Source organism: Chloroflexia bacterium SDU3-3, assembly GCA_009268125.1.
GTDB lineage: Bacteria > Chloroflexota > Chloroflexia > Chloroflexales > Roseiflexaceae > SDU3-3.
The window spans coordinates 200649-217151 of record WBOU01000008.1 but is presented as its reverse complement, the minus strand read 5'-3'; the positions used below and the strand labels follow the sequence as shown (position 1 = coordinate 217151).

General features: G+C 65.7%; 13 protein-coding genes. 11 read left to right on the top strand and 2 right to left on the bottom strand.

Features of this window, described 5'->3' with window-relative positions:
* The first annotated feature begins 10 nt into the window (after positions 1-10).
* The 10 genes from F8S13_15510 to F8S13_15465 all read left to right on the top strand — a co-directional run bounded on the left by F8S13_15510 (position 11) and on the right by F8S13_15465 (position 11608).
* Positions 11-2296, top strand: coding sequence for a hybrid sensor histidine kinase/response regulator (locus F8S13_15510; GenBank protein KAB8142390.1), 2286 nt, complete (start codon positions 11-13; stop codon positions 2294-2296).
* A gap of 93 nt (positions 2297-2389) precedes the next feature.
* Complete coding sequence (locus tag F8S13_15505; GenBank protein KAB8142389.1) at positions 2390-2752, top strand: response regulator; 363 nt, start codon at positions 2390-2392, stop codon at positions 2750-2752.
* On the top strand, positions 2752-3903 hold the full coding sequence (gene cheB, locus F8S13_15500) for a chemotaxis-specific protein-glutamate methyltransferase CheB (protein ID KAB8142388.1): 1152 nt from the start codon (positions 2752-2754) through the stop codon (positions 3901-3903). Before F8S13_15505 ends, cheB begins: the two co-directional genes overlap by 1 nt.
* A 100-nt stretch (positions 3904-4003) precedes the next feature.
* Positions 4004-5533 (top strand): tetratricopeptide repeat protein, encoded by a 1530-nt coding sequence (locus F8S13_15495; protein KAB8142387.1) that lies wholly within the window; start codon positions 4004-4006, stop codon positions 5531-5533.
* A 64-nt stretch (positions 5534-5597) separates the two neighbouring features.
* Complete coding sequence (locus F8S13_15490) at positions 5598-6653, top strand: serine/threonine-protein phosphatase (protein KAB8142386.1); 1056 nt, start codon at positions 5598-5600, stop codon at positions 6651-6653.
* Positions 6654-6724: 71 nt separating this feature from the next.
* Complete coding sequence (locus F8S13_15485; protein ID KAB8142385.1) at positions 6725-8287, top strand: tetratricopeptide repeat protein; 1563 nt, start codon at positions 6725-6727, stop codon at positions 8285-8287.
* A 94-nt stretch (positions 8288-8381) separates the two neighbouring features.
* The gene (locus F8S13_15480) at positions 8382-8831 is read left to right on the top strand and encodes an ATP-binding protein (protein ID KAB8142436.1); all 450 of its coding nucleotides are present in this window, start codon (positions 8382-8384) and stop codon (positions 8829-8831) included.
* Positions 8812-9141, top strand: coding sequence for an STAS domain-containing protein (locus F8S13_15475; protein KAB8142384.1), 330 nt, complete (start codon positions 8812-8814; stop codon positions 9139-9141). The genes F8S13_15480 and F8S13_15475 overlap by 20 nt, the downstream gene beginning before the upstream one ends.
* Positions 9142-9522: 381 nt before the next feature.
* Positions 9523-9963, top strand: a complete 441-nt coding sequence (locus tag F8S13_15470; protein KAB8142383.1) for a response regulator — start codon at positions 9523-9525, stop codon at positions 9961-9963.
* A 112-nt stretch (positions 9964-10075) separates the two neighbouring features.
* Positions 10076-11608, top strand: coding sequence for a response regulator (locus tag F8S13_15465; protein ID KAB8142382.1), 1533 nt, complete (start codon positions 10076-10078; stop codon positions 11606-11608).
* A gap of 66 nt (positions 11609-11674) precedes the next feature.
* Here the strand turns inward: F8S13_15465 and F8S13_15460 are convergent, their stop codons facing one another.
* Positions 11675-12883 (bottom strand): YtxH domain-containing protein, encoded by a 1209-nt coding sequence (locus F8S13_15460; protein KAB8142381.1) that lies wholly within the window; start codon positions 12881-12883, stop codon positions 11675-11677.
* Positions 12884-13318: 435 nt separating this feature from the next.
* Between F8S13_15460 and F8S13_15455 the strand changes: the two genes are divergently transcribed.
* Positions 13319-15121 carry a peptide ABC transporter substrate-binding protein gene (locus F8S13_15455; protein ID KAB8142380.1) on the top strand — a complete coding sequence of 601 codons (1803 nt, stop codon included), beginning with the start codon at positions 13319-13321 and terminating at the stop codon, positions 15119-15121.
* Between the two features lie 64 nt (positions 15122-15185).
* On the opposite strand, the gene F8S13_15450 is transcribed toward F8S13_15455, so the two are convergent.
* A complete protein-coding gene (locus tag F8S13_15450; protein ID KAB8142379.1) occupies positions 15186-16412 on the bottom strand; it encodes a molybdopterin molybdotransferase MoeA in 1227 nt (408 codons plus the stop codon).
* Positions 16413-16503 lie beyond the last annotated feature (91 nt).

Sequence of the window (16503 nt, the reverse complement as noted above, 5' to 3'; positions counted from 1 at the left end):
ATCAAACACTATGGATCTCTCCGTCTTCCACAACCAGTTCCGCGACGAAACCGCCGATAACGTCCGGATTGTCCATACGGGCATCATGGCGTTGGACGAGCAGAACCTCTCGGCGGATGATCGCCAGGAGCAGATCAACGCGATCTTTCGCGCCATGCACACGATCAAAGGCTCGGCGCGGTTGCTCGGCTTCGAGGTTGTCGGAAAGATAGCCCATATCTGCGAGAACTACCTGGGCGAGGTGCGCGAGGGCAAGCGCGAGCTGACCCGCGAGCTTGCCGACAGCCTCATCCGCGCTGGCGATGCGATCATCGACCTCGTAAACGAGGCCGTGGATGGCACGGCCGCCAGCACCGATGTGGCCGCCCTGCTGGCCACGCTCAGCAGCGAGGGCAAAGAGGCCACGCCCGAGCAAGCCACGCCAGCCGCGCCAGCCGAGCAGGCCGCGCAGCCCATCGCCGCTGCGGCGCAGCCTGCACCAGCGCCAGCGCCACAGGCCCCCGCCGCCGAGCCGCCCACACCAGCCGAGGACAGCCCGCGCCGACAGCGGCCAACCGCCCGGCAGACCGTGCGCGTGCGGGTCGACCGGCTCGACCGGCTGCTCAACCTGGCCGGCGAGCTAGCCGTAGGCCAGCAGACCCAGGCCATCCAGCTCACCGCGCTCGACGACCTGCGCGACCAGGTCTCGCAGCAGCAGCGCGCGCTGATCTCGCTTGAGCGCGAGCTGCGCCAGATGCGCTTCTCGGCCCACGAGCGCATGATGATCGACCGCTACATCAACACCGTGCTCAACACTGGCGAGCAGATCGGCCACATGCTGAAGCATCAGACCGAGCGATTCGGCCAGCACGTGAGCGAGACCAAACAGCTTGTCGAAGATCTGGAGCAGCAGGTGATGGCGGTGCGCTTATTGCCCGCATCCACCGCGTTTGGCAACCTGCCGCGCGCCGTGCGCGACCTCGCCCGCGAGACCAGCAAAGAGATCGCCCTGGTGCTAGAGGGCGAGACCACCGAGCTTGACCGCAAGGTCATCGAGGCCCTGGGCGACCCGCTGGTGCACCTGATCCGCAACGCCGCCGACCACGGTATCGAATCGCCCGACGAGCGCGAGCGCAAGGGCAAGCCGCGCCAGGGCACAATCACCGTCAGCGCCCGCGCCGTCGGCTCGCACGCCTCGATCGCGATCAGCGACGACGGCAGCGGCATCGACCACGAGCGCATCCGGCAGAGCGCGGTGCGCAAGCGCCTGATCACCCCCGAGCTCGCCGAGCGGCTGAGCGATCAGGAGGCCCTTGAGCTCATCTTCACCCCTGGGTTCAGCACCGCCCAGATCATCACCGACATCTCGGGCCGGGGCGTGGGCATGGATGTGGTGCGCACCAACGTGATCGAGCTGGGCGGCCAGGTGCAGATCGAGTCGACCTTCGGCCAGGGCACCACTATCACCCTTGTGCTGCCGCTGACGCTTGTGACCACCCGCGTGCTGCTGGTGGATGTGGGTGGCCAGATGTTCGCCCTGCCCGCCGCAGCCTGCCATGGGACCATGTGGATCTACCCCGACAATGTGCGCACCATCGAAGGCCGCGCCATTATCCAGTACGAGGGCGTCTACGCGCCGATCCTGCGCCTAGCCGATCTGCTCGATGTCGAGGGGGCCATGGCCTTCCCCGCATCGCACCGCACGCCCGCTGTGATCATCGGCACGGCCCAGCGCCCGCTGGCCCTGCTGGTCGACCGCCTGCTCGACGAGCGCGAGGCCGTGATCAAGCCCATGGGGCCGCTGATGGAGCAGCAGCGGCGCTACAGCGGCGCCATCCAGTTCGGCGACGGGCGGCTGCTGCTGCTGCTGAACCCCACGGTGCTGGCCCAGGTGGCGCGCGGCATGGCCCTGGTCACCCGCGTGGCCGAGCACAACGCCGCCACGCGCAGCTACCGGCTGCTGGTGGCCGACGACTCGTTCACCACCCGCGAGCTGATCAGCAGCATCCTCCAGTCGGCAGGCTACGAGGTGTCCACCGCGGTGGATGGACTCGATGCCCTTGACAAACTTCGTAGCGGTCCCTACGATCTGGTAGTAAGCGATGTCGAAATGCCGCGCGTCGATGGATTCCAGCTCACCAGCCGCATCCGCCAGGAGCTAGGCATGGGCGATCTGCCCGTGATCATCGTCACCAGCCTCGCATCGGAAAACTACCGACGGCGGGGGCTAGAGGTAGGCGCACAGGCCTACATTGTCAAAAGCCAGTTTGATCAAAGCAACTTGCTCGAGACGATCCGGCAACTTCTTGGAAACTAGTTCGCAGTACTCTGAGCATTGGAGCAACACTCCAAACTGTGCCGAACGTTGCTCTGCACGCTTCATTATTTACACAACACTTGGGGGCGCACGATGGCAGACAGAATTCTAGTGGTCGATGATAGCAAGCTCGTCACCGACATCGTAAAAATGCGTCTGCAGATGTATGGCTACGAGGTCGATCTGGCCCACAGCGGCGAAGAGGCGCTGGAAAAGATCGCGACCGCCGTACCAGATCTGATGGTGCTCGATGTCCAGATGCCAGGGATCGATGGGTACGAGGTATGCAGGCGGCTACGCGACGACCCAGCCCTCGACGACCTGCGCATTATCATGCTCACATCCAGCGACGACAAGCACGCGGCATTCGAAGCCGGGGTCGACGACTACCTGAACAAAGATGTCGATCTGCTGAACCTGCCCAATCGGGTCAAACTCATCCTTGAGATGCAATAATGGCAGGGCAGATTCGCGTTGTCATCGTCGATGATTCTCCGCTGATGCAGCGGGTGCTGACCGGCTTGCTGGAGCAAGACCCGGCTATTCAGGTTGTTGGGACGGCCTGGAACGGGCAGATCGCCATCGAACTGGTCGAGCGCCTGCGGCCCGATGTGGTGACGATGGATGTGCGCATGCCGGTGATGGATGGCCTGGCCACCACCCAGCACCTGATGGCCTACTGCCCCACCCCCATCCTCGTGCTTACCGCGCTGGCCCAGCACGACGTAGACATCACCTTCAAAATGCTGGGGGCCGGCGCGCTTGATATTGTCGAGAAACCCGCAGGCAACGATCCGATGGCGCTCGGCAAGCAGGCCCACGACCTCATCCGCCGCGTCAAACTGCTGGCGCGAGTGAAGGTGGTGCGGCATCTGCGCGGGCGCCGCAAGACCGAAGAGCTCAACCAAGCTATGGCAGCAAAAACACCCGCCCCCACCACTGCGCCTCCCATCCGCGCGAGCTACGCCCGCGTGGCCCCCGCGCCCACCCCCATCCAGGCGGCCCCAACGCCCAAGCTGGCCTTTCACGCCACCTTCCCGCTGATCATGATCGGGGCCAGCACTGGCGGGCCGCGAGCCGTAAACCAGATCCTCAGCGCACTGCCAGCCGATTTGCACGCGGCGGTGGTGGTGGTGCAGCACATCGCCGAGGGATTCAGCGGCGGCATGGCCGAGTGGCTGGCCCTGCACTGCCGACTACCAGTGGTGCTGGCCCAGGAGGAAATGGAGCTGAAACCCGGCGTGGTGCTGATCGCCCCCGACCGCCGTGACCTGCTACTGCAGCAGGATGGCCGCATCCACCTGAGCCGCAACTCGGTGCTGCTGCAGTGCCCCTCGGTCGATGTGGCCATGCAGGCCGCCGCCGCTGTCTACGGCCAGCGCTGCATCGGCGTGCTGCTCACGGGAATGGGCCGCGATGGCGCCTACGGCATGATGACGATCCGCCGCGCGGGCGGCCACACCATCGCCCAGGATGAGGCCACCAGCGCGATCTTTGGCATGCCCAAGGCCGCAATCGACCTTGGCGCAGCGGCGGAGATCCTGCCGATCGCCCAGATCGCCGCTAGGCTCGTACAGCTTGTCAAAGAAGCAAACGACCCGAGATAGTATTCAACGGGATTATCTGCCGGTTGTAGTACTATCTCCCAACAAATGGTACAATCAGGTACTTTACACCTGTACCAATACCCTCTACACTGAGAAAAACATGGCGCGCCCGATCAAAAAATCTGTATCGATCCATGCGCGAGCAGCGCAGCTTCAAGCAGTGGCCCGATACCCGCTTGCACCCGATGAGTTCGAGCGGCTTCGCGATCTGCTTGCGATATTTTGTGGGGTGTATCTCGATACGGCGCGTCAGCGGGTGCTTGAGCAGGCAGTCGCGCAGCGGCTTCAGACCACTGGCAGCAGCTACACCGCCTACGAGCGCAATCTGCGGGCCGAGCGCGACGAGCTGCGCAGGCTGGCCGAGCTGGTGCTCAACCACGAGACCTACTTCTTTCGCAACCAGCCCCACATCCGGGCACTTCAAGAGGTACTCATCCCTGAGCTCCACCGCAAGAAGCCCAAGGGCGAGCCGATCCGGATCTGGAGCGCGGGCTGCTCGACGGGCGAAGAGGCATACTCGCTGGCCATCACCGCGCTGCAAGCGCTGCCATTTCACAATCGCCCAGTCGAGATCTGGGCAACCGACCTGAGCGATGTCGCGCTGGAGATCGCCCGCGAGGGGCTGTATGCCGGTCGGTCGATCTCGCAGGTCGAGCCAGCACTTTTACAACGCTATTTCGAGCCGAGCGGCGACGCACTGAAGGTCAACAGCCGGGTGCAATCTATGGTGCAGTTCGAGCGGCTGAACCTGCTGGAGCCACTTCCCGACCGCGTGGGCACGATCGATATCGTGTTTTGCCAGAACGTGATCATCTACTTCCAGCTGGCCACGTCACGGGCGTTCCTCAACCAGCTCTACAGCAAGCTCCCCGAGGGAGGCATGCTCTGCCTCGGGTTTTCCGAGACGCTGTGGAACATGTTCGAGGCGTTCCATACGCGAGAAGTTCTGGGGGCCTACGTTTACTACAAAGATACTCGCCCCGCCCAGCGGGCGGCCGCCGCACCAAAGCCGCAGCCCGCGCCTGAGGCGCAGCGGCCAGCGCCACAGGCGCGGCCCCGGCTGCCCCGGCCAGCCGCGCCCAAGCCCAAGGCCGCGCCCAGGCCCACCGTGGCCCAGGCGCCCAGCGACCTTGAGGCCCTCAGGCAAGGGCGGGCCTATATCGAGGAGGGCAAGACCGAGCAGGCTCTGGATATCTTGCGGCAGATCCCGCCGCACGCACCCTACGCCGCCGAGGCCATCACCCTGATCGCACGCGCCCACGCCGACCGAGGGCAGATCGACCAGGCGCTCGCCGAGGCGCAGCGCGTGATCGAGATCGCGCCGATGAGCGACGAAGCAGCCCTGCTGCTTGGTATACTATATAGCCGACAGGGTATGTGGGATGAGGCCATCACCCAGCTTGAACGCGCGCGATACCTCAACTCGGCAGCCCCGCTCGTCTCTTTCTATCTCGCCGAGGCATACCAGCGCCGAAATCGGAAGGAACATGCGCTCCGCGAGTATCGCAACACGCTCTGGAAGCTCAGGCCCTACCCACCCGACCTTCTGGTGGATGGGGTGGCAGTCCAATGGCTGCACGACACCTGCCAACGGCAGATTGCACAGCTTTCGCGGCAGATCAGCGAGTAGTACAAAGGGCGGCAGGCCCTTTTGCTATCTCTTATAGTAGCACATGCCAATAAGCACGAAACAAATGGGACAGCGCAGCGCGGCACGGGCAAGCCTGCTGGGGCATATCGGCAGCGGCCCGATGCGGCGGCAGCGCCCCCAGCCCGAGCAGCCAGCCCCCGCCGAGGCGCAGCGCCAAGCCGAGATCGAGCAGGAGCTGCTGCTGGCGCGCGACATCCAGCAGGGCCTGCTGCTTGAGGCGGTGCCGCAGCTGCCCGGCTGGGAGATCAGCGCTGTGTCGCTGCCCGCGCGCGACCTGGGCGGCGACCTCTACGACTTCCTGAGCTTCGACGGCCATATCCACGGCATCATGATCGGCGATGTCTCGGGGAAGGGCCTGCCCGCCGCGCTGCGTATGGCTGTCGCCCGCACGGTGTTCCGCCACGAGGCACGCAAGGGTATGAAGCCCGGCGTCACGCTGGCCGAGGTGAACCGCGGGGTGCTGGCCGACATCCCCCAAGGGATGGTGACTATGCTCTACACCCTGCTCGACCTGGAGACAGGATCGCTGCGGATCGCCAACGCCGGGCACAACTTCCCGATCGTGATCGACGGGACGCTCCGCGAGGTCGAGCTGACCGGGCTGCCGCTGGGGGTTGATGCCGAGAGCGACTACCGCGAGGAGGCCTACCAGCTGCACCACGGCGACACCGTCTTCTTCTTCACCGATGGGGTGGTGGAGGCGATGAACCACAGCGGCGAGATGTATGGCGACGACCGACTGCAGCGCGTGCTAGCCGAGACCGCCGGCCAGCGCCCCCGCGCGATTGTCGCGCGGCTGCTGCAGGAGCTGCGGCAGTGGAGCGAAAACATGCAGGCCGACGATATCACCCTGGTGGTGGTGCGACGGCGCTGCGCGCGGCTCGGCGAGGAGCTGCGGCTGGTGATCAAGGATGTGCTCGGGCACGAGCGGGGGGGCGAGTTTATCGCCCAGCTGCCCTGGCCCAGCGATGATACGCCTGCGAAGGGGTGGGCGGAGATCATACCAGATCTGGTGCGGCGCACCCAGGCCCAGTTTGGGCGGGGGCTCGCGCGGGAGCTACATGGCCAGATGCGCCTGGTGCTGGAGGAGTACAAGTAGGGCACCGGGCGCGCCTTCAGTGTAACGATTTTAACTGCAATTGTTTCTTATTGCCCGGTCTGGAGTGTGCGATGACGGCTAACGAACCACTCATTTTCATGCCGCTCGACCTAGATACCTTCTCAGGGAGCGAGCGCTTTATGGCTGGGACGCGCCTTGGCGCGGCGTTCAGCCAAGGTATTCGCGCCTACCTGCGAGCGTCATACGCCGATGCCATTGAGCATTTCAAAGCCGCATTGATCGCTGCCTATGTCGAGGGCGAGGAGCAGGCGCAGATATTTGACCGCGAGCGCGCGATCATCTATCTCTACATCGGTAACGCGCTGGCCTTTCAGGATGACTGGGCGGCGTCGCTGCGCGAGTACCTTGAGTCGGTGCAGACCGACCCGCAGCTGGCCGAGGCGCACTACAACCTGGGCGTGGCCTTCGCTGCGCGCGGCCAGCTCGACCGCGCGGTGTCCGCCTTTAAAGAGGCGCTCGACCACAACCCCGCGCTCTACGAAGCCCACTTCTCGCTCGGGCGTTGCTACCAGCGGCTCGACGACGCGGGCCGCGCCTACATCCACTACCAGCAGGCCTGCGAGGCCCGCCCCCAGGCCGCCGAGCCGCGCTACTACATGGGGCTGATGCACCAGAGCCATGGCGCGCACGAGATGGCCCAGCGCTGCTTCACCGAGGCGCTGCGGGTCGAGCCAACCTTTATCTCGCCCGAGGTGCAGGATGAGGTGCTGGTGCACCGCTCCGAGGCCGAGGTGGCGCAGTGGTACTACCGCCTGAGCGACGACCTCAAGGCCCAGGGCTACGAAGAGGAGGCCGAGCGGATCTACCGCGCCCTGCTGCAGTGGCGGCCCCAGGAGCAGCGCGCGCGCTATATGCTGGGCAACCTGCTGGCGCGGGCGCGCAAGCTCGACCTGGCGATGGATGAGTATCGGCACATCCCACCCCAGAACAAATTCTATGTCGACGCCCAGATGCGCATGAGCGCTATCGCCAAACTGGAGAAGAACCCGCGCCAGGCCTACCAGATCCTATTCGAGTGCGCCAAGCTGCACCCCGGGAATGGCAAGCTGTTCCTGAGCATGGGCAAGCTGCTCTACGACATGGGCAAGAGCACAGCGGCGGTGCGAGCGTTCGAGCGCGCCGTACAGCTGCTGCCGCGCGACGCGCAGTCGCACTACCTGCTTGGCTTTATGTACACCAACCTCGGCAACGAGAACTGGGCGATCGCGGCGTGGCGCAAGGCGGTGGAGCTCGCCCCCGACGCCCACTCGCTGCGCTACGACCTGGGGTACATGTACCTGCGGCGCGGGCGACACGACCTAGCCGCCCGCGAGTTCGCCAACGTGCTGCACTTCTGGCCCGAAGACATCGAGACCAACTTCATGCTGGGCCTCTGCTACAAAGAGCTGCTTGAGCCAGCGCGCGCCATCCCACTGTTCGAAAAAGTGCTGCGGCGCAACCCGCGGCACGCCCAGGCGCTCTACTACCTAGGGGCGGCCTACCTGCAGATCGGCAATATCTCGCTTGGCAAAGCGTACCTGCGGCGCTATGATCACCTTACCGGCAGCGACCGTTCACTGGTGGCCACTCGAACGCCACGCCTGCGGGCGCATGGCATCTCGGCAGTAGGCTAGCACCATAGCCACCTGTGCTGCCGGTAGCGACGGCGGCATGAGCAACAGCAAACCCAGCGCTACCTGCTGTGTGCTTTGGAGAGTCTCGATGTCGATGCAACGAATATTTGTCAATATCCCATCCAATCCGATCTTTGAACGTGTGGTGCGGGCGAGTGCGGCGGAGCTAGGCGAGGCGGTGGGGCTGGCCCCCGAGCGAATAGAAGATCTGAAGCTGGCGGTGAGCGAGGCGGTCAACAACGCTATCGACCATGGCAACCAGCATCAGTCGCACAAGCTGGTCGAGGTGATGTTTTCGCTCGACAACGAGAAGCTCGAAGTGCGGATCAGCGATGAGGGCGAGGGCGTCGAGCGGATCGATTTTTCGCGGCGGGTGATCGAAGAGGGCAACCTCGACAGCGGCATGCACCGGGGCTTCGGGATGTACCTGATCTCGACCCTGGTCGACGACTACGAGGTCAACTCGTCGCACGGCGGCACCACCATGACTCTGCGTCTCTACTTGTACAGCAAGGACGGCAACCATGACGGAAGAAGTGATTAGGCGCGAAGAATTTAACGACGTTGTCGTGCTCCATATCTGCACCACCAGCATCGATGCGATCTCGGCGGCGGCGATCGAGGCGGCTTGCACCGACATGCGCCCTATCACCGTGCTGGACTTCGATAATGTGGCCTTCATCAACTCGGCGGGCATCTCGGCGCTGCTGAAGTTCGTGGTCTCGGCGCGCAAGTCGGGGTACAAGCTGTTTGCGATGCATGTCAGCCCGCACCATCAGAAGATCTTCAAGATGGTTGAGATGTCGCGATTCATGCCCACTATCGAAGAGCGCGATCTTTCCGCCTACCGCTGATCGCATCGCCACATCCCGCCTTCTCTCTGCAGCTCTAGGGCCGAGGCGTTCTCCAAAAAGCATGCGATGGGAACACACGGGCAACGCAGGCAGCAGTGGGTTCGACACCTGAGGTCATTTGTTCCTTGGAGTTTTGGAGCCTTGGTGGTAAAAACGTTCTGCCGAACGAGAACGCATAGGCCCTATCTGCTGCGCGCCACCGCTACCAGCAGCATATCGCCCAGAAGCCCCAGGCAGCCAGCTGCCTGGGGCTTTTTTTGACTGAATGACAATGTCCTCACAAAAACCCTGATATTTTCGGGTTTATGTTCGCCATATTGTTAATATATGGTAAGATGTGGGTATACTCTATCTCACAACTTAGCCATACTGGAGGCTTCCATGACGCCCCTGAATAGTCCAGTAGAAGTAGAGCGGCACGTGCTGATCGTCGAGGATGACCCAGCGACCCGAAGGCTCTACAAATTTCTTCTGAGCAACGCAGGCTATTCGGTACTAGAGGCCGTCGATGGGGTTGCCGCGCTTGAGCAGCTTTCGCTCCATCGCTGTAGCTTGGTCATCAGTGACATGAACATGCCCCGTATGGATGGTCTAGAGCTAACCAAAACCATTCGGCGCGACCACCCAGAACTCTATGTCATCATCATCACCGCGTTTGGGACGCCCGATGTTGAAAAGCAGGCCCTGCGTGTGGGCGCAAACGACTATCTGACCAAACCTTTTGAGTTCGAGGAACTAGAGCGGCGCATCCGGCTTGTCTTTGAAGGCAGCACGGCAGCCAGCCAGCCAGCCCCCTCCAGCACAATTGGAAACGCATCGTAGCATCAACGTGCAAGGCCATGGTCCGCCCCCTCAGCTTCAGCGCCCGCAGCTGCCGACCCGCTGCGCCTGCCTACTCCGGCTCTGAACAAGCCTTCGATAAGGACATATGGTTATGACCACGACCCCGCAGTTTAGTGGCCTGCAGCTGCCAACGCCGCATGTGCTGGTGGTGGATGATGATACAGGCGTCCGCGACGTGTGCGTGCGAGCGCTCCGGCTCCATGGGTATCGGGTTGGATCTGCGGAAAATGGGCGCGTGGCGCTGCAGAAGCTCTGCGACGATTCGTACGACTTGGTGCTGACCGACCTGCAGATGCCCGAGATGGGCGGCATCCGGCTGCTGCAGGAGCTGCGCAAGATCTCGACCGACACCGACGTGATCGTCTTCACCGCCTATGGCACCTTCGAGTCGGCGCGCGAGGCGCTGCGGCTCGGCGCGGTGGACTACCTCACCAAGCCGCTTGAGCTGGAAGATCTGGACCGCACCGTGCGCCGCACCCTTGAGTGGCGCAAGATCCGGCAGGAGAAGCAGCGGCTGTCGGAGATCGTGGCGCTCTACGAGATCAGCCAGACCTTCACCACCACGCTGGACACGACCACCGCCGTGCGCGAGATCGTCAACCTGCTCTGGCGGCGCTTCCTGCCGCACTCGCTGTCGCTGTCGCTCTACCACCCCGACGACCACGCGCTTGAGCTGCTGGCCCAGCGCGGCTGCGCGACCGCCGCCACGCCAGGCACCACCGTGGCGCTCTACTCGTGCGACCCAGCCCAGCTCACCCAGGCCCACAACTACCTGGCGGGCGGCGAGGAGATCCCAGGCCCGGGCTACGAGGAGTCGGTCGTGCTGCAGACCCGCACCGGCCCAGTGGGGCTGCTGCGCCTAACCCGCAACGGCGACCAGCCGCTGTTTGGCAGCGCCGAACGGACCATGCTGGCGGTGGTGGCATCGCAGATCGCAGCAGCGCTTGAGAATAGCCGACTCTACCAGCAGCTGAAAGAGCAGCACATCCAGACAATCGCCGCGCTGGCCGCCTCGATCGAGGCCCGCGACCCCCACACCAGCGGGCACTCTGAGCAAGTGATGCGCTACGCCGTGCGGCTGGCCGAGTACTCGGGCATGGCGCACGAGAAGATCGAGCGGCTGCGCTACGGGGCGCTGCTGCACGATATCGGCAAGATCGGCATACGCGACTATGTGCTGCTGAAGCCGGGGCCGCTGACCAGCGAGGAGCAGACGATCATGCAGCAGCACCCGGTGATCGGGGCCGAGATCCTGCGGCAGATCCGGGCGCTGGGCGATGTCATACCGATCATCGAAGATCACCACGAGCGGATCGACGGCCACGGCTACCCCTACGGCAAGCGCGGCGAGGAGCTGAGCGAGGAGGCGCGCATCCTCGCTATCGCCGATGCCTACGATGCGATGACCTCGAACCGCGCCTACCGCAAGGCCATGCCCCCGCAGGAGGCGCTCACGCGGCTGCTGCGCGGGCGCGGCACCAGCTGGGACACGCGCCTGGTCGATCTGTTTGTGGCGATGATCGAGCAAGAGGGCGACACGCTGCTGCTTGAGGATCGCGCGCCGCAGCTGGTGGTGGATGGCCCGCTCGGCAGGCCAATGCTAGCCAGGGAAAATGGCGCGTAGCACGCCGCCAAAACGCAAAAAAGCGCCCCCGAGCCGCAGTTGGCTCGGGGGCGCGGTGTTTCTTGGCTAGGCGGCGCTGGGGGCCAGCGAGCGCGAGATGTTCTGCCAGAGCCCGGCGATATTGCGGCGGGTCTCGTCGCCGGAGCGCGGGGCGAACAGCAGGGCCAGGATGCCACCCACAAGAGTGGCCCAGATCAGCAGGCGGCCCACGCGCAGGCCACGCCGCACGCGGCGGCGACCAGCGTGCACGCCCTCGCTGAGCGCGTGCTGCCCGGCGGACACCTGGTCGCGAACCGCACCGACGGGGGCCAGCGCGGCGGTGCGGGCGCTCGTCGCCACGCTGCCAGCCGACTCGCGCAGGCTTTCGGCCGCGCTGCTGAGGTGGGCCGGGGCCGCCGAGAGCTGCTGCTGCACCACATCGGCGGCAGCCTGGGCGCGCTTGCGGGCGCGGTGCGAGGCCTTGGCCGCCCGATCTTGGATGACGGGCACCGCCGCAGTGAGCTTGCCCTGCAGGTCGCTGGCGTGAGCCTGGGCGGCCTCGCCCAGCGTGTGGGCGCGCTCGCCGAGGATGCTGGCCTGCTCGCTGGCCAGCCCCAGCGCGTGGGCGCGCTGGACCGAGAGCTTGTCGTAGGCGGTGGGCGGTTGCCACGGCCACCGGCGGGGCCGCGCCTGCCGACGCGCCTCGGCCACCAGATGATCGCGCTGGGCCTGGATGACAGGCACCGCCGCGCTGAGCTTGCCCTGCAGATCGCTGGCGTGAGCCTGGGCGGCCTCGCTCAGCGTATGGGCGCGCTCGGTGGCCAGGCTCAGGGCGCGGTCGCGCTGGACCGAGAGCTTGTCGTAGGCGGTAGGCGGCTGCCACGGCCACCGGCGGGGCCGCGCCTGCCGACGCGCCTCGGCCATCAGCTGGTCGCGGCGGGCCTGGGCTGCCTCGCTGAGGGCGCTGGCGCGCTCGGTGGCCAGGCTCAGGGCGCGGTCGCGCCGAACCGAGAGCTTGTCGTAGGCGGTGGGCGGCTGCCACGGCCACCGGCGGGGCCGCGCCTGCCGACGCGCCTCGGCCAGGGCCAGATCGCGCTGCTCGGATGCGGCCTGGGCAAGCTGGGCGCTGCGCTCCATGGCCTGCTCGACCAAATCGGCGCGGCGCTCATCGAGCATGTCGCGGATGGTCTTGGGCTGCCAGGGCCAGCGACGTGGGCGCGACTGGCGCTTGACCTCTTCCATAAGCTCGGCTGCGCGTTTCTGGCTCTCGCGCACGATAGTTGATTGTTTTGCCACCATCATCCTCCTCGTGTCTGACAGAGCGCGATGCCCTGCCCTCTCCTACAACCAAAATGGCATGCTAGCGAGATGTAGTGCAAGAAGTATTCCACCGCAGGGGTACGGCGCTGGTTGGCCGGGCGCGGCGGATGGGGAATAGGTGCGCCCGCCAGAAGTGTAGCACGAATCGCACCGATTCGCTCATCCAGCGCCGTGGCCGAGCGATGCCGCTGGCCATGATCCGCCCACAGCGAAAGACCGTAGCGGCCAAGGCTGGGCCATTTTTTCAACCAACGCAGCAGCGTAGCAGCAACAGGCCGCGAGGTTGGACAAATAGTGGTGGGCTTGGTAGACTTGGGATCGCAGCATAAACGACGACCATACCTCTTGTAGCAGCAACATCAGCGCAAACGTCACGTTGCTAGGCCGCTGGTGTTCCCAGAGATGAGCCATATGAATCGACAAACCCATTTCCTTCGCCGCCTGTGCCTCGTGGTGCTTGGGCCAGCGCTGCTGGCCGCCTGCCAGGTAGAGGGCGGCATCTCCCAGAGCGCAACCACCGCCGCCAGCGATGTGCAGCCGGTGGGCACCAGCGCGACCCAGGCGCAGGCGGTGGCGGCGCGCAAGGCCACCTGGACGGTGGGCATGACCGACCAGCCCGACCTGCTGACGCCCTACCAGGCCTCCTCGACCGAGCAGCGGCGGGCCGCGCCGGTGAGCGAGCTGCTCTTCCCCTCGCCCGTGCTGATCTATCAGGGCAGCTACACCACCACTGGCGTGCTGGAGCAGGTGCCCACGCTGGAAGATGGCGGGGCCGAGATCCGCAAGGCCGATGTGTACCTGGATGCGAGCGGCGCGATCACCACCACGGCCACCCAGGTGATCACGCAGGTCGATCAGCTGGTGATCACCTACCGCTGGAATCCCAAGCTGGCCTGGTCGGATGGCCAGCCGGTGACGGCGGATGACTCGGTGTTCGCCTACGAGCACGCCAAGGCGACCGCCAGCAACCCCGACCTGCTGACGCAGATCGCGCAGACGGCCTCGTACACCGCGCTGGATGCCCATACCACCCAGGCGGTGCTGAGGCCGGATATCACCGGGGCCGACTATGTGTTCAGCTATTGGACGCCGCTGCCCAAGCACCTGCTGGATGGCGCGGGCGAGGACGCGTGGCGGCGCTACGAGCAGCAGCCGGTGGGCTATGGGCCGTACCAGATCGAGCAGCGCGAGCCAAGCGCCATCCGCATGGTGCAGAACCCGCACTACTTCGGCAGCGCGCCAGCCAACCCCAAGCTCGACATCCTGTTCGCGCCCAGCATCGACCTGCTGCGGGCGAATATCGCCAACGGCAACCTAGATGTGATCGCATCGGAGCGCGCGCTTGAGGCCGATATAAAGGCGCTGGACGCCGACGCCGCCGAGCACGGCGGCAGCACCAGCTACGCCGCGACGCCCACGTGGGAGCATATCGACTTCAACCTAGATGTGCCGACGCTGCAGGAGATCCGCGTGCGGCGGGCGATCGCGCTGGGCACCAACCGCAAGCAGATGGTGGAGGATCTGCTGGGCGGCCACAGCGAGGTGCTGAACAGCTGGGTGCTGCCGTTCCAGCCCGAGGCCGCGCCCGCCGACCAGCTGACGCGCTACGACTATGACCCCGAGCAGGCCAAGCAGCTGCTAGCCGACTCCGGCTACACCGACGAGGACGGCGATGGCCTCCGCTCGTCAGAGGACGGTATCACGCTGACCCTGACCCTGCTGACCACCTCGGACAGTCCGCTGCGCCAGGGCATCGCCAAGCGCTTCCAGGCCGATATGCGGGCGATCGGTATGGATGTGCAGATCAGCGAGCAGAGCGCCACCGACCTGTTTGACCCCGGCGGGCCGCTCTACCAGCGGCAGTTTGAGCTGGCGCTGTATGGATGGAAGGCCGACCTGCACGCCAGCGGCCTGGCGCTGTGGGGCTGCAACGCGGTGCCCAAGCAGGAGAACAACTTCCAGGGCGAGAACTTCGCCGGGTGGTGCTTCCGCGACGCCGATATGGCGATCCGGCGCGGCTCGACCACTATCCAGGCCGAGGAGCGCGCCGCGCTCTATTTGAAGCAGCAGCAGATGTGGACCCAGGAGCTGCCCGCGCTGCCGCTGTTCCAGCGCGTGGCGGTGGTGGCCAATGCCAAGGGCGTACAGGGGCCGCAGGCCGACACCTTTGCGCCGCTGACCTGGAACGTGGCCAGCTGGAAGCGCGACCAGTAGCAGCCAGCACGACAGCGCAGCGAGGGCCGCCCCTAATGGGCGGCCCTCGCTGTGTCACGTGGCATCAGGCCAGCGGGCCGGTGAGCAGGGCCAGCAGCTGCTGGCCGGGCGCGTAGCCGCCATCGCGTGGCGGCACCACCAGCAGGGCGTTCGCGCCGCGCATGGAGAGCAGCCGGCTGGAGCCTTGCCCGCCGGTGGAGCGGGCCACCAGCCTGCCCTGCTCGAAGCTGACAACCGCGCGCTGGTACTCGGGGCGGTCGGGCGAGGCCTGGATGTGTTCGGCCAGCAGCACGCTGACGTGCGGGCGCCCGGGGACGGGGTCGCCCTGCATGCGGCGCAGCATGGGCCGCACGAACACCTCGAACGACACCAGCGACGAGACCGGGTAGCCCGGCAGGCCAAACACCGGCTGGCCGCCGACGGTGGCAAACATGGTGGGCTTGCCCGGCTTGAAGGCCACGCGGCCAAAGTGGACCGTGCCCAGCTCGGCCAGCAGCGGCTTGATCAGATCGTGGGTGCCCATGGAGACGCCGCCGCTGGTGAGCAGCACATCGGCCTGGGCCAGACCAGCGAGGATGGCGGCGCGCTGCGTCGCGCGGTCGTCGCGAGCGATGCCCAGCGAGATCGGCTCGGCACCGGCGGCGCGCACGGCGGCCATCAGGGTGTAGCGGTTGCTGTCGCGGATGCCCCCGGGCGGCGGGGCCGTATCTGGCTCGTAGACCTCATCGCCGGTGGCCAGCACGGCCACGCGCGGGCGGCGGTAGGCCAGCACGCGCGTGCGCCCCAGCGTGGCCAGCAGGCCCACCTCGGCAGGGCCGATCGCCGCACCGCGCGGCAGCACCAGGGCGGCCTGGGCGATATCCTGTCCCACTGGGTGCACGCTCTGGCCGGGCTGCGGGGCGTGCTGGATGGACACCACGCCGCCCTCCTCGCTGGTCTGCTCGACCATCACCACGGCATCCGCACCAGCGGGCAGCGGCGCGCCGGTCATGATCCGCGCGGCCTCGCCGGGGCCAATGCTTGCGCCCTGCGTCCCCCCGGCGGTAATCTCGGCCAGCACGCGGCGCGGGGCCAGCCCGTCGGCGGCGCGCAGGGCGTAGCCATCCACCGCCGACTTGGGCATGTCGGGCACGGGTGCGGCTGCCACCACATCCTCGGCCAGGATGCGGCCATCGGCGGCCAGCGCGGCCACCTCCTCGGCGGCAGGCGACGGCGTGTGCTGCTGGATGATCTGCCGGGCCTGCTCGATGGCGACCATAGGGTAGGGCGACTCGCGCTGCATAGGGTGCATGGCATCTCCTTCAGTGGGCCGCGCTTTTGCCAGTAGGCGACAAGCAGGCCCGAAAGCTTGATGAGCATTCGTTCATAATAGTGACTATTGT